Annotated in this window: 12 protein-coding genes; 10 read left to right on the top strand and 2 right to left on the bottom strand. The window is 62.2% G+C overall.

Annotation, left to right across the window (positions count from 1 at the left end; translation table 11 throughout):
- Both xdhC and guaD read left to right on the top strand, forming a co-directional pair.
- Positions 1 to 846: a xanthine dehydrogenase accessory protein XdhC gene (gene xdhC / locus ACVWZT_RS16755; protein ID WP_296231442.1), complete on the top strand. Its 846-nt coding sequence runs from the start codon at positions 1 to 3 to the stop codon at positions 844 to 846.
- Positions 847 to 856: 10 nt separating this feature from the next.
- Positions 857 to 2,161 (top strand): guanine deaminase, encoded by a 1,305-nt coding sequence (guaD, locus tag ACVWZT_RS16750; protein WP_457470338.1) that lies wholly within the window; start codon positions 857 to 859, stop codon positions 2,159 to 2,161.
- Positions 2,162 to 2,209: 48 nt separating this feature from the next.
- Here guaD and ACVWZT_RS16745 read toward each other — a convergent pair whose 3' ends face one another.
- The gene (locus tag ACVWZT_RS16745; RefSeq protein ID WP_186674849.1) at positions 2,210 to 2,965 is read right to left on the bottom strand and encodes a GntR family transcriptional regulator; all 756 of its coding nucleotides are present in this window, start codon (positions 2,963 to 2,965) and stop codon (positions 2,210 to 2,212) included.
- 283 nt (positions 2,966 to 3,248) lie between these two features.
- On the opposite strand from ACVWZT_RS16745, the gene ACVWZT_RS16740 reads away from it, so the two are divergent.
- Positions 3,249 to 4,598, top strand: coding sequence for an NCS2 family permease (locus tag ACVWZT_RS16740; RefSeq protein WP_414707174.1), 1,350 nt, complete (start codon positions 3,249 to 3,251; stop codon positions 4,596 to 4,598).
- 403 nt (positions 4,599 to 5,001) lie between these two features.
- On the opposite strand, the gene uraH is transcribed toward ACVWZT_RS16740, so the two are convergent.
- The gene (gene uraH, locus ACVWZT_RS16735) at positions 5,002 to 5,355 is read right to left on the bottom strand and encodes a hydroxyisourate hydrolase (RefSeq protein ID WP_225778619.1); all 354 of its coding nucleotides are present in this window, start codon (positions 5,353 to 5,355) and stop codon (positions 5,002 to 5,004) included.
- Between the two features lie 407 nt (positions 5,356 to 5,762).
- Between uraH and puuE the strand changes: the two genes are divergently transcribed.
- The 7 genes from puuE (at position 5,763) to ACVWZT_RS16700 (ending at position 12,783) form a co-directional block, all read left to right on the top strand.
- A complete protein-coding gene (gene puuE, locus ACVWZT_RS16730; RefSeq protein ID WP_296231445.1) occupies positions 5,763 to 6,689 on the top strand; it encodes an allantoinase PuuE in 927 nt (308 codons plus the stop codon).
- Complete coding sequence (gene uraD, locus ACVWZT_RS16725; protein ID WP_170031001.1) at positions 6,689 to 7,204, top strand: 2-oxo-4-hydroxy-4-carboxy-5-ureidoimidazoline decarboxylase; 516 nt, start codon at positions 6,689 to 6,691, stop codon at positions 7,202 to 7,204. The genes puuE and uraD overlap by 1 nt, the downstream gene beginning before the upstream one ends.
- Before the next feature lie 57 nt (positions 7,205 to 7,261).
- On the top strand, positions 7,262 to 7,765 hold the full coding sequence (locus ACVWZT_RS16720) for an ureidoglycolate lyase (RefSeq protein ID WP_056801462.1): 504 nt from the start codon (positions 7,262 to 7,264) through the stop codon (positions 7,763 to 7,765).
- Positions 7,766 to 7,824: 59 nt separating this feature from the next.
- Entirely contained in the window at positions 7,825 to 9,153 is a 1,329-nt protein-coding gene (locus ACVWZT_RS16715; protein ID WP_457470334.1) for a urate hydroxylase PuuD, read from the top strand.
- 204 nt (positions 9,154 to 9,357) lie between these two features.
- Positions 9,358 to 10,710 (top strand): nucleobase:cation symporter-2 family protein, encoded by a 1,353-nt coding sequence (locus ACVWZT_RS16710; protein WP_457470332.1) that lies wholly within the window; start codon positions 9,358 to 9,360, stop codon positions 10,708 to 10,710.
- Between the two features lie 154 nt (positions 10,711 to 10,864).
- Entirely contained in the window at positions 10,865 to 11,650 is a 786-nt protein-coding gene (locus tag ACVWZT_RS16705; protein ID WP_170031007.1) for an outer membrane protein OmpK, read from the top strand.
- A gap of 350 nt (positions 11,651 to 12,000) precedes the next feature.
- A complete protein-coding gene (locus ACVWZT_RS16700; RefSeq protein WP_457470331.1) occupies positions 12,001 to 12,783 on the top strand; it encodes an outer membrane protein OmpK in 783 nt (260 codons plus the stop codon).
- Positions 12,784 to 12,910: the final 127 nt, after the last annotated feature.

The following is a 12,910-nucleotide window of genomic DNA, read 5'->3' as shown; positions in this document are numbered from 1 at the left end:
ATGCACCAATGGATCAACGCCCTTGCCGACCACCAGTCCCGTGGCGAAGCCTGCGTGCTGGTCACCATCATCGAGGAGCGCGGCTCGACCCCGCGCAACGCTGGCTCGAAAATGGTTGTCAGCGCCACCGGCCTGTTCGACACCATCGGCGGCGGCCATCTGGAATACAAGGCGCTGCACATCGCCCGGCAGATGCTGGAGGAGCAACGCAGTACCCCGCACCTGGAACGCTTCAGTCTCGGCGCCAGCCTGGGCCAGTGCTGCGGCGGCGTCACCGTGCTGCTGTTCGAACCCATGGCCGCGGTGCAGGCGCAGATCGCCGTGTTCGGCGCGGGCCATGTCGGCCGCGCTCTGGTACCCTTGCTCGCCGCGTTGCCCTGCCGGGTGCGCTGGATCGATTCGCGCGAGCAGGAATTCCCGGCCCGGGTGCCCGACGGGGTAACCAAGGTGGTCAGCGAAGAACCGGTCGACGAAGTCGCCAGCCTGCCACCGGGCTGCTACTGCATCGTCATGACCCACAACCACCAGCTCGACCTGGAGCTGACCGCGGCCATCCTCAAGCGCAACGACTTCACCTGGTTCGGCCTGATCGGCTCGAAGACCAAACGGGTCAAGTTCGAACACCGCCTGCGCGAACGCGGCTACGACAATGCCGTGCTGGCGCGCATGCGCTGCCCGATGGGTCTGGCCGAGGTCAAGGGCAAGCTGCCCATCGAGATCGCCGTGTCCATCGCCGCCGAGATCATCGCCACCTACAACGCCTGCTTCGGCCAGCACGACGCTGCGGCCAATGCCGGCCCCATTGCCCAGTTGCTGCCGCCCTCCCGGCGCAGCCAAGCCCATTGACGAGTGTGTTATGACCGTTACCCGCAAAGCCTACCGTGCCGCCATCCTGCACAGCATCGCCGACCCGGCCGAGGTAGGCCTGGAAGCTTCCCATGAGTATTTCGAGGACGGCCTGCTGGTGGTCGACGATGGCCGTATCCGTGCCGTTGGCCATGCCAGCGAACTGCTGCCGAGCCTGGATGCCGACATCCCGGTCGAGCACTACCAGGACGCGTTGATCACTCCAGGCTTCATCGACACCCATATCCACTTCCCGCAGACCGGCATGATCGGTTCCTACGGCGAACAGCTGCTGGACTGGCTGAATACCTACACCTTCCCTTGCGAAAAGCAGTTTGCCGACAAGGATCACGCCGATCAGGTCGCGAAGATCTTCCTCAAGGAACTGCTACGCAACGGCACCACCACTGCGCTGGTGTTCGGCAGCGTGCACCCGGAATCGGTCAACGCGCTGTTCGAAGAGGCCGAGCGCCTCGACCTGCGCCTGATCGCCGGCAAGGTGATGATGGACCGTAACGCCCCGGACTACCTGACCGACACCGCCGAGTCTGGCTACGCCGAAAGCAAGGCCCTGATCGAGCGCTGGCATGGCAAGGGCCGTCTGCACTATGCCGTCACCCCACGCTTCGCCCCGACCAGCACCCCACAACAGCTGACCCTCGCCGGCCAGTTGCTCAAGGAGCACCCGGGCGTGTACATGCACACGCACCTGTCGGAAAACCTCAAGGAAATCGATTGGGTCAAGTCGCTGTTCCCCGAGCAGAAGGGCTACCTCGACGTGTATGACCACTTCCAGCTGCTGGGCGAGCGCTCGGTGTTCGCCCACGGCGTGCACCTGTGCGACGAGGAATGCCAGCGCCTGGCCGAGACCGGCTCGGCCGTGGCCTTCTGCCCCACCTCCAACCTGTTCCTCGGCAGCGGCCTGTTCAACCTGCCCCAGGCCGAACGCTTCAAGGTCAATGTGGGGCTGGGCACCGACGTCGGCGCCGGCACCAGCTTCTCGCTGCTCAACACCCTCAACGAAGCGTACAAGGTGATGCAGCTGCAGGGCGCGCGCCTGCACCCGTACAAGTCGCTGTACCTGGCCACCCTGGGCGGCGCCCGTGCGCTGCGTCTCGACGACCGCATCGGCAGCCTGCGCCCGGGTAACGATGCCGACTTCGTGGTGCTGGACTACAAGGTCACGCCGTTGCTGGACTACCGTATCCAGCAGTCCAACAGCATTGAAGAGACGCTGTTCGTGCTTACCACCTTGGGCGATGATCGCACCGTGCGCGAAACCTACGCCGCCGGGCGTTGCGTGCACCAGCGCTGATAACAGAAAGGGGCCGCAAGCGGCCCCTTCGTTCATTCAGGCAAACGATCAACCCTTGGCGGCCACCTTGGGCTTTTTCAGCAAGTGCGAAAACACCGCATGCAGGTCGTCCGAGGCGCTTTCCTCGTCCAGATTCAGCTTGCTGTCGATGTGGTCCATGTGGTGCATCATCAGGCTCACGGCCTGCTCGGCGTCACGCGCTTCGATGGCATCGATCAGTTGCATGTGCTCGTCATACGAGCAGTGCGAGCGGTTGCCGCTTTCGTACTGGGCAATGATCAGCGAGGTCTGCGACACCAGGCTGCGCTGGAAGCTGACCAGTGGCGCGTTACCCGCAGCCTCTGCCAGCTTGAGGTGGAACTCGCCGGACAGGCGGATGCCGGCGCCCCGGTCACCACGGGAGAAACTGTCGCGCTCGTCACGCACCATCTGCCGCAGTTCGTTGAGCTGCTCTGGCGTGGCGTGCTGCACCGCCAGCTCGGTGATGGCCCGCTCGACCATGCGCCGCGAGAAGAACACCTGACGGGCTTCTTCCACGGTGGGGCTGGCCACCACCGCGCCACGGTTTGGCCGCAGCAGCACCACGCTCTCGTGGGCCAGGCGCGACAAGGCGCGGCGGATGATGGTGCGGCTGACGCCGAAGATCTCGCCCAGCGCTTCCTCGCTCAACTTGGTGCCCGGAGCCAGACGCTGTTCGAGGATCGCCTCGAAGATATGCGCGTAGACGATGTCGTCCTGGGTACCACTGCGGCCGGCCTTGCCGTTGCGCGCAGGTTTCTTCAGAGGTTGCAGCTGTTCGTTCATGGGCTCTCGAGGCACGAAGGAAAGTATGGCGCCATTGTACACAGGCTGAGCCGATTCTGCAGGTGGCCTTTTACCTATATAGCCGTTGTACGCCACATTGCGCGCACAAAAGATAAAACATTATTTGCATTCTTTGTACACAAAAGCATAATCCACCGAGCAACTTCTTGACCTGCAAGTCAACAAAAGCGGTCAGACGTCTGCCTTCCCTCGCGGGGCCGCCAAGTGCATTGCGCAGGAACCGGGCCCAAGAACAACAAGAAAGACTTGAGGAGTACCTGCTGTGGAAAGCCGCAAATCCGAAGCCCCTACGCTGGATCTCGCCCCACCGCTCGAAACGAGCTGGCTGGAGCGGATTTTCAAACTCAAGCAACACGGCAGTACCGTCAGGACCGAAATGATCGCCGGGGTGACTACCTTCATCACCATGGCCTACATCATCTTCGTCAACCCCAACATCATGGCCGACGCCGGCATCGACCACGGCGCCGCCTTCGTCGCCACCTGCATCGCCGCCGCGCTGGGCTGCCTGTTGATGGGCCTGTATGCCAACTGGCCGGTGGGCCTGGCCCCCGGCATGGGTCTCAACGCCTTCTTCACCTACACCGTGGTCGGCACCATGGGCTACAACTGGGAAACGGCACTCGGGGCGGTGTTCGTCTCGGGCGTGCTGTTCATGTTCCTGACCTTGTCGAAAGTGCGCGAATGGTTGCTCAACAGCATCCCGGTCAGCCTGCGCCATGCCATGGGGGCCGGCGTCGGACTGTTTCTCGGGCTGATCGGCCTGAAAACCGCAGGCATCATCGTCGACAGCCCTGCCACCCTGATCAAGCTGGGCTCGCTGCACGAGCCGGGGCCGCTGCTGGCGGCGCTGTGCTTCCTGCTGATCGCCATCCTCAGCTACAAACGGGTGTTCGGTGCAATCCTGATCAGCATCATCGGCGTCACCCTGGCGGGCTGGGGCCTGGGCCTGGTCAAGTTCGGCGGGGTGATATCGATGCCACCGAGCCTGGCCCCGACCTGGATGGCCATGGATGTGGCCGGGGTGTTCAACGTCAGCATGATCAGCGTGGTGCTGGCATTTCTCTTCGTGCATATGTTCGACACGGCCGGCACCTTGATGGGCGTGGCGCAGCGGGCCAACCTGGTGGCGCCGGACGGGCGCATCGAGAATCTGTCGCGGGCGCTGAAGGCCGACAGTGCTTCGAGCGTGTTCGGTGCCGTGGTCGGTGTACCGCCGGTGACCAGCTATGTGGAGAGTGCTGCAGGGGTTGCCGCAGGTGGCCGCACCGGGCTGACGGCAGTGGTGGTCGGCGTGCTGTTCATTGCCGCGATGTTCTTCGCGCCATTGGCCGGAATGATTCCCGCTTATGCGACTGCCGGCGCGCTGATTTACGTGGCGATGCTGATGATGGGCAGCATGGCCCACATTCATTGGGACGAAGCTACCGACAGCATCCCGGCAATCGTCACGGTGATAATGATGCCGCTGACCTTCTCCGTCGCCGATGGTATCGCCCTGGGCTTCATCAGCTACGTGGCGCTGAAGGCGGGTACCGGCAAGTACAAGGAAATTTCCGCCAGCCTGTGGGTACTGTGCGCGATCTTCATTGCCAAGTTCGTGTTCCTCTGAACCCCTGCTGCAGCGACCAAGGGCGCTTCGGCGCCCTTTGTTGGTTTGTCGCAGTAGATCTGGCGCCTGTGAGATCGAGCGCCGCCCGCGCGGCGCATCGTGAGCTGCGCTCGCTCCTACGGTTGTTTCGGGCCAATTATTCCTGGGGGATTTGCGCGCGTACGCCTTGGCGCACGACGGGATATCGCGTCGCACCAACCAGGCGGTCGCGCGCCTGTCACAGGCTTTACTGGCCTGAATCAAACGAAGGAGCGAGCGCAGCTCGCGATGCGCCGCGCGGGCGGCGCTCGATCTCACAGGCGCCACTCCTCTAAACCCCACCACATCACTTTCCAACAGACGAAAAAAAGCCCGCCAGTGTGAGAGCGGGCCAAGGACCTACGAAGATTCTTCTAGCGACCAACTAGCTTCCACGATAGGTCGAATAGCTGTACGGCGAGATCAGCAGTGGTACGTGGTAGTGCTCTTGCTGCTGGTCAATGCCAAAACGCAGCACGACAACATCCAGGAACGCCTGGGCTGGCAGCTGCACACCGCGGGCGCGGTAGTAATCGCCGGCGCTGAACTGCAGCTGGTAGACGCCGGTGCGGTAGTCGTCACCCTGCAGCAGCGGCGCGTCGACGCGGCCATCGCTGTTGGTCAGGGCAGTAGTCACCAGTTCGAGCTGCTGGCCTTCGACACGGTACAGCTCGACCTTGATCGAGCTGCCCGGGCAGCCATGCGCGGCATCCAGTACGTGTGTGGTCAAACGTCCCATTGCTTGTCGCCTCTTGTTCAATCTGTGGGCAAAAAATACACGGCCAGCATCACGGCAAAGACCGTCGCTGCGCGGGAAGGACACCATTAAGACATTTGAGCGGCGGATTGTACACAATTTTTTGAACCAATCCGCTTCGCCGGGCGTTTCGTATCCAGTCACATTCCTTTGGTCGTAAATACATAGGCAACTCAGGTTCCGAGCCGACGTCAACGTCACAAGCTGACCAATCAGGCAGGTTTCTTGCAGTACATGCTTCAGCCGCTGCCAAGCGACAAAAGGGAAGAAATGCGGAAAAACAGGCTTACAAAAGATTTCAGAAGTTGTATACAATCAGTCCATCCGGTGGTGCGACATCCCGACGCGGTCCGCCCACCCCGCACAAACGCACAAGAAGGAAGACTGCAGTGAGCGCTGACTATCCTCGCGACCTGATCGGTTACGGCAACAACCCTCCTCACCCGCAATGGCCGGGCAACGCTCGCATCGCGCTGTCTTTCGTCCTCAATTATGAAGAAGGCGGCGAACGTAACATTCTGCACGGGGACAAGGAATCCGAAGCGTTCCTCTCCGAAATGGTCGCTGCCCAGCCGCTGCAGGGCGTGCGCAACATGAGCATGGAATCGCTCTACGAGTACGGCAGCCGCGCCGGCGTGTGGCGCCTGCTGAAGCTGTTCAAGGACAGCGGCGTACCGCTGACCATCTTCGCCGTAGCCATGGCCGCCCAGCGCCACCCCGACGTGATCCGCGCCATGGTCGAAGCCGGCCATGAGATCTGCAGCCACGGCTACCGCTGGATCGACTACCAGTACATGGACGAGGCCCAGGAGCGCGAGCACATGCTCGAAGCCATCCGCATCCTCACCGAAATCACCGGTGAACGCCCGCTGGGCTGGTACACCGGCCGCACCGGCCCGAATACCCGCCGCCTGGTGATGGAAGAAGGCGGCTTCCTCTACGACAGCGACACCTATGATGACGACCTGCCCTACTGGGAGCCGAACAACCCCACCGGCAAGCCGCACCTGGTGATCCCCTACACCCTCGACACCAACGACATGCGCTTCACCCAGGTACAGGGCTTCAACTGCGGCGAGCAGTTCTTCCAGTACCTCAAGGACGCTTTCGATGTGCTGTACGCCGAGGGCGCCGAAGCACCGAAGATGCTGTCTATCGGTCTGCACTGCCGCCTGGTCGGTCGCCCGGCGCGCCTGGCCGCGCTGAAGCGCTTCGTCGACTACGCCAAAAGCCATGACCGGGTCTGGTTCGCCCGTCGCGTGGACATCGCCCGCCACTGGCACACCACCCACCCGTACCAGAAAGAGAACGCCTGATGACCGCCTTCAAGACCCTCAAGCCATCCGCCCTGGACCGTGAAGCCTTCGTCAAGGCCTTCGCCGACATCTACGAGCACTCACCCTGGGTTGCGGAAAAGGCCTACGACCTGGGCCAGCTGGCTGAACTGGACGAAATCGAGGCGCTGCACCAGCGCATGAGCGACATCCTGCTCAGCGCCAGCCACGCCGAGCAGCTGGCGCTGATCAACGCGCACCCGGACCTGGCTGGCAAGGCTGCCATCCAGGGCGAACTGACCGAGTCGAGCACCAACGAGCAGGCCGGCGCCGGTATCCACCAGTGCACCGCGGAAGAATTCGCCCGTTTCACCGAGCTGAACGATGCCTACAAGGCCAAATTCCAGTTCCCGTTCATCATGGCGGTAAAAGGCAGCAACCGGCACCAGATTCTCGCCGCTTTCGAAAAGCGCATCCACAACGACGCCGATGCCGAATTCAAGGAAGCCCTGGCGCAGATCAACCTGATCGCCCTGTTCCGCCTGCTGCAGCTGTAACCGGCGCGGCAACGCTTGAACCTGAACCAGAACAACGAACATAGAAGAGATATCCGCATGCGCACCCTGATGATCGAGCCCCTGAGCAAAGAAGCCTTCGCCCCCTTCGGAGACGTGATCGAAACCGATGGCAGCGACCACTTCATGATCAACAACGGCTCGACCATGCGCTTCCACAAGCTCGCCACGGTGGAAACCGCCGAGCCTGAAGACAAGGCGATCATCAGCATCTTCCGCGCCGACGCGCTGGACATGCCGCTGACCGTGCGCATGCTGGAACGCCATCCGCTGGGCAGCCAGGCTTTCATCCCGCTGCTCGGCAACCCCTTTCTGATCGTGGTCGCGCCGGTTGGCGATGCACCTGTATCAGGCTTGGTCCGGGCCTTCCGCAGTAATGGCAGGCAGGGCGTTAATTACCATCGCGGCGTCTGGCACCACCCGGTGCTGACGATCGAAAAGCGGGATGACTTCCTGGTGGTTGATCGCAGCGGTTCTGGCAACAACTGCGACGAGCATTACTTCACCGAGGAACAGATGCTGATCCTCAATCCCCACCAATAAGAAAAGGTCGGTCATGCAACGGCCCAGCCTGAGCGGGTGACCGGCAAGAGGTACATACTGTGGAAGCACACCTTCACGAATGGCTGAACCTGAGCATTCGCTGGGTTCACATGATCACCGGCGTAGCCTGGATCGGTGCATCGTTCTACTTCGTCTGGCTGGAGAACCACCTGAACCGAAGCAACCCGCGCGATGGGTTGTCGGGTGATCTCTGGGCAATACACGGCGGTGGTATCTATCACCTTGAGAAGTACAAGCTCGCACCACCGAAAATGCCCGAGAACCTGCACTGGTTCAAATGGGAAGCCTACTTCACCTGGATGTCCGGTATCGCCCTGCTGTGCGTGGTGTTCTACTGGAACCCGACGCTGTATCTGCTGGCCCCTGGCAGCACCCTGAGCGGCGCCGAAGGCGTGGCCATCGGTATCGGCTCGCTGATCGCCGGCTGGTTCATCTACGACTTCCTGTGCGACTCGCCCCTGGGCAAGAAGCCAGCGCTGCTCGGTGCCGTGCTGTTCGTGCTGATCATCGCCGCCTGCTGGGGCTTCAGCCTGGTGTTCAGCGGCCGTGGTGCGTACCTGCACACTGGCGCGATCATCGGCACCATCATGGTCGGTAACGTGTTCCGCATCATCATGCCGGCCCAGCGCCAGCTGGTGGCGGCGATCGAGAACAACCAGACGCCCGACCCGGTACTGCCGGCAAAAGGCCTGCTGCGCTCGCGCCACAACAACTACTTCACCCTGCCAGTGCTGTTCATCATGATCAGCAACCACTTCCCGAGCACCTACGGTAGCCAGTACAACTGGCTGATCCTGGCCGGCATTGCAGTAGCCGCGGTCCTCATCCGCCACTACTTCAACACCCGCCATGACAGCAACAAGTACGCCTGGACCCTGCCGGTCGGTGCCCTGGCGATGATCTGCCTGGCCTACGTGACCGGCCCCAAGCCAATGGCCATCAGCCCTGACCAGGCCGCGGCGCAGATCGAGTACCAGCCGCTGCCGGCGACCGCTGTGGGTGGCAAGACCGCTGCCGAGCAACGTGCCGAGGACGCCGCCAAGGCTGCCGCAGCGCCTGCCGCGCCCGCCGAAGCCCCAGCCCAGGCCACGGCCCAGGCAGGCGGCGAGAGCTTCGACAAGATCCACAATGTCATCCAGGAACGCTGCACCGTGTGCCACTCGTCCAAGCCGACCAGCCCACTGTTCAGCAGCGCGCCTGCTGGCGTGATGTTCGACACCCCGCAGCAGATCCAGGCCCAGGCCGCGCGCATCCAGGCGCAAGCGGTCGCCAGCCAGATCATGCCGCTGGGCAACATCACCCAGATGACCACCGAAGAGCGCAAGCTCGTCGGTGACTGGATCGCCAAAGGCGCGCCGGTCAACTGAAACACCACTGTCGGGGCATCACCGCTTCCTGTGGAAGCGGGATTACCCGCAAAGAGGCCGGCACGCCCGGCCTCGAACCTGAAGATTCACGCAACAAGCAAGCATCGAGCGTCAGCCCCCAGGCGGCACCCCAGGCTCAGCGTGAGCCTGCCGCCTGGTGCCGGCGCTTGGATCCGAGAATAAAAACAAAACTCGAGGTGCTGCATGTCCAAGTCACGCAAGGCGTATATCCCTGTTGCGCCGCCGCGAGAGCCCTTGCCCCTGCTCCAATTGATCCTGGTTGGTCTGCAACATGTCCTGCTGATGTACGGTGGCGCGATCGCCGTGCCGCTGATCATCGGCCAGGCCGCCGGGCTGTCCCGTGAAGAAGTCGCTTTCCTGATCAATGCCGACCTGCTGGTGGCGGGTGTCGCCACCATCATCCAGTCATTCGGTATCGGCCCGGTGGGCATCCGCATGCCGGTGATGATGGGGGCCAGTTTCGCTGCCGTCGGCAGCATGGTGGCCATGGCCGGCATGCCCGGGGTGGGCCTGCAGGGGATCTTCGGCGCGACCATCGCCGCCGGGTTCTTCGGCATGCTGATCGCGCCGTTCATGTCCAAGGTCGTACGGTTCTTCCCGCCTCTGGTCACCGGCACGGTGATCACCTCGATCGGCCTGTCGCTGTTCCCGGTGGCGGTCAACTGGGCCGGTGGTGGCCAGCAGGCAGGCACCTTCGGTGCGCCGATCTTCCTGTTGGTGGCCGGCCTGGTGCTGGCGGTGATCCTGCTGATCAACCGTTTCATGCGTGGATTCTGGGTCAACGTTTCAGTGCTGGTAGGCATGGGCCTGGGCTACATCCTGGCCGGCGCCATCGGCATGGTCGACCTGTCGGGCCTGAGCCAGGCACCGTGGCTGCAAGTGGTCACCCCACTGCACTTCGGCATGCCGACCTTCAGCCTGGCACCGATCCTGTCCATGTGCCTGGTGGTGGTGATCATCTTCGTCGAGTCCACCGGCATGTTCCTGGCGCTGGGCAAGGTGACCGGCCGCGAAGTTACCCCGGGCATGCTGCGCCGCGGCCTGTTGTGCGACGCCGGAGCATCCTTCGTCGCCGGCTTCTTCAACACCTTCACCCATTCCTCGTTCGCCCAGAACATCGGCCTGGTGCAGATGACCGGGGTACGCTGCCGCTATGTCACCGTGGTGGCCGGCGCGCTGCTGATCCTGCTCAGCCTGCTGCCCAAGGCGGCCTTCCTGATTGCCTCGATCCCGCCGGCGGTACTGGGCGGCGCCTCCATCGCCATGTTCGGCATGGTTACCGCCACCGGGATCAAGATCTTGCAGGAGGCGGACATCGGCGACCGTCGCAACCAATTGCTGGTTGCCGTGAGTGTCGGCTTCGGGCTGATTCCCGTGGTGCGCCCGGAGTTCTTCGCCCAGATGCCGCAGTGGATGGAACCTATCACCCACAGTGGCATTGCCATGGCCACGGTCAGCGCCCTGGTGCTGAACGTGCTGTTCAACATCCTCGGCGGTGCCGATCGCGCGGCGCACAACGCCTGCCACCAGCACTGAAGCAAGCCGCCCTGGAGCAACAGGGGGCGGCGCACTGCCGCCCCTGCCTCGTCCTGGTCGTAAACGCTGCACCGTCGGCCCGCCGGAATGGGCCGCCCGGGGCGCCTGTGCGCCAAAAAAACCCAACAAAAACAATAAGTCCGGGAACCACGACATGAAACGCATCACCTCGTCCCTCTTGCTGGGCAGCAGCCTGCTGGCCACCCTCCCCGCCCACGCCGGGGAATGGCTGCAGTGGCACGGCGAAAGCCTGACCTACCTGTACGGCAAGGACTTCAAGGTCAACCCCCGCATCCAGCAGACGATCACCTTCGAGCACGCCAATAAATGGAAGTACGGCGACACGTTCATGTTCGTCGATAAAGTCTTCTACAACGGCAAGGCCGACCCGGGGAAAGGCGTCACCAGCTACTACGGCGAGTTCAGCCCGCGCCTGTCGCTGGGCAAGATTACCGGTCACAAGTTTGAACTGGGCCCGATCAAGGATGTGCTGGTGGCCATGACCTATGAGCGCGGCGAGGGCGACAACGAGGCGTACCTGATAGGCCCCGGCTTCGACCTGGCGATCCCCGGCTTCAACTATTTCACCCTGAATTTCTACCTGCGTAACACCGAAGGCAGCCGCCCCGGTGACAACGTCTGGCAGATCACCCCGGCGTGGTCATACACCGTGCCTGTGGGCAAATCCGACATTCTGATCGACGGTTACATGGACTGGGTGGTGGACAATGACCAGACCCGTCGCGGTACCTACCACGCCAACCTGCAATTCAACCCGCAGGTCAAGTACGACCTCGGCAAAGCCCTTGGCCTGGGCGCCAAGCAGCTGTACGTGGGCATCGAGTACAGCTACTGGAAGGACAAGTACGGCATCGACAGCCAGGGCAACGTCGACAGCAACCAGAGCGTCACCAGTGCACTGGTCAAGGTGCACTTCTAAAAAACTGACCAAACGCACAAGTTTGGTCCGTCGCGCTCCAGGACGGAGCACTTGAGGCAAGGCGCGCAAGCCAGTAATCTGCGCGCCCCCTCGATCAGGGCAGAACGGATTCTGCCTGCGTTTACTGACCGCTCAGTCAATGAATACGGGCGGTTGGCCAACGTGTTGCCAGCCTGAAAGACCCTTTTCATCCGTTCAGAACGAAGTCGAGCAGGAAGGTTTTGCCAGCCCGGGAAAGTTGGCTCAACCCTTGCCAAACAGCTGTGGCCCATCGAAAAAAACTGACTCGAAAGACAAAAAAAGCGCGATGACGCGCTGACAACAGATCAAACAAGGGAGCGAAACTCGCAATGCGTACCATCAACAGCCTGATCCTCGCCAGCGGCCTGCTGGCCTGCGGCACCACCTTCGGCGGCGACCTGCTGCAATGGCAGAACAACAGCCTGACCTACCTGTGGGGCAAGAACTTCAAGGTCAACCCGGCGATCCAGCAAACGCTCACCTTCGAGCACGCCGACGCCTGGAAGTACGGCGACAACTTCATCTTCGTCGACAAGATCTTCTACCAGGGCCAGAAAGACGCGGGTAATGGCCCGAACACCTACTATGGCGAGATCAGCCCACGCCTGTCCTTCGGCAAGATCTTCGACCAGAAGCTCGAGTTCGGCCCGGTCAAGGACGTGTTGCTGGCGATGACCTACGAATTTGGCGAGGGTGACACCGAGGCGTACCTGATCGGCCCTGGCTTCGACCTGGCCATCCCCGGCTTCGACTACTTCCAGCTGAACTTCTACAACCGCACCACCGATGGCAGCCGTGCCGGCGACAACGTGTGGCAGATTACCCCGGTGTGGTCGTACACCATCCCGGTCGGTTCCTCCGACGTGCTGATCGACGGCTTCATGGACTGGGTGGTGGACAACGACGAGAACCGTCGCGGCACTTACCAGGCCAACCTGCACTTCAACCCGCAGATCAAGTACGACCTGGGCAAGGCCTTGCACCTGGGTGAGAAGCAGCTGTACGTGGGCGTGGAGTACGACTACTGGAAGAACAAGTACGGCATCAAGGATTCCGATGCCTTTACCACTGACCAGAACACCATGAGCTTCCTGGTGAAGGTGCACTTCTGACCGGAGCATAGGGGCTGCTGCACAGCCCTTCGCGGCACAAGGCCGCTCCTACAGGTACGGCACAGGTTGCGCAAACTGTGTATTCCCTGTGGCAGCGGGCTTGCCCGCGAACCGGGGCAAAGCCCCC

Source organism: Pseudomonas sp. TE21394, from assembly GCF_054057835.1.
This window is presented reverse-complemented; position numbering and strand designations above follow the sequence as displayed.

Coding starts and splice junctions, on each gene's coding strand:
- ACVWZT_RS16705 (WP_170031007.1), top strand. CDS start 10,865: ATGAAACGCATCACCTCGTCCCTCTTGCTGGGCAGCAGCCTGCTGGCC.
- xdhC (WP_296231442.1), top strand. CDS start 1: ATGCACCAATGGATCAACGCCCTTGCCGACCACCAGTCCCGTGGCGAA.
- ACVWZT_RS16745 (WP_186674849.1), bottom strand. CDS start 2,965: ATGAACGAACAGCTGCAACCTCTGAAGAAACCTGCGCGCAACGGCAAG.
- guaD (WP_457470338.1), top strand. CDS start 857: ATGACCGTTACCCGCAAAGCCTACCGTGCCGCCATCCTGCACAGCATC.
- ACVWZT_RS16700 (WP_457470331.1), top strand. CDS start 12,001: ATGCGTACCATCAACAGCCTGATCCTCGCCAGCGGCCTGCTGGCCTGC.
- uraH (WP_225778619.1), bottom strand. CDS start 5,355: ATGGGACGTTTGACCACACACGTACTGGATGCCGCGCATGGCTGCCCG.
- ACVWZT_RS16720 (WP_056801462.1), top strand. CDS start 7,262: ATGCGCACCCTGATGATCGAGCCCCTGAGCAAAGAAGCCTTCGCCCCC.
- ACVWZT_RS16710 (WP_457470332.1), top strand. CDS start 9,358: ATGTCCAAGTCACGCAAGGCGTATATCCCTGTTGCGCCGCCGCGAGAG.
- uraD (WP_170031001.1), top strand. CDS start 6,689: ATGACCGCCTTCAAGACCCTCAAGCCATCCGCCCTGGACCGTGAAGCC.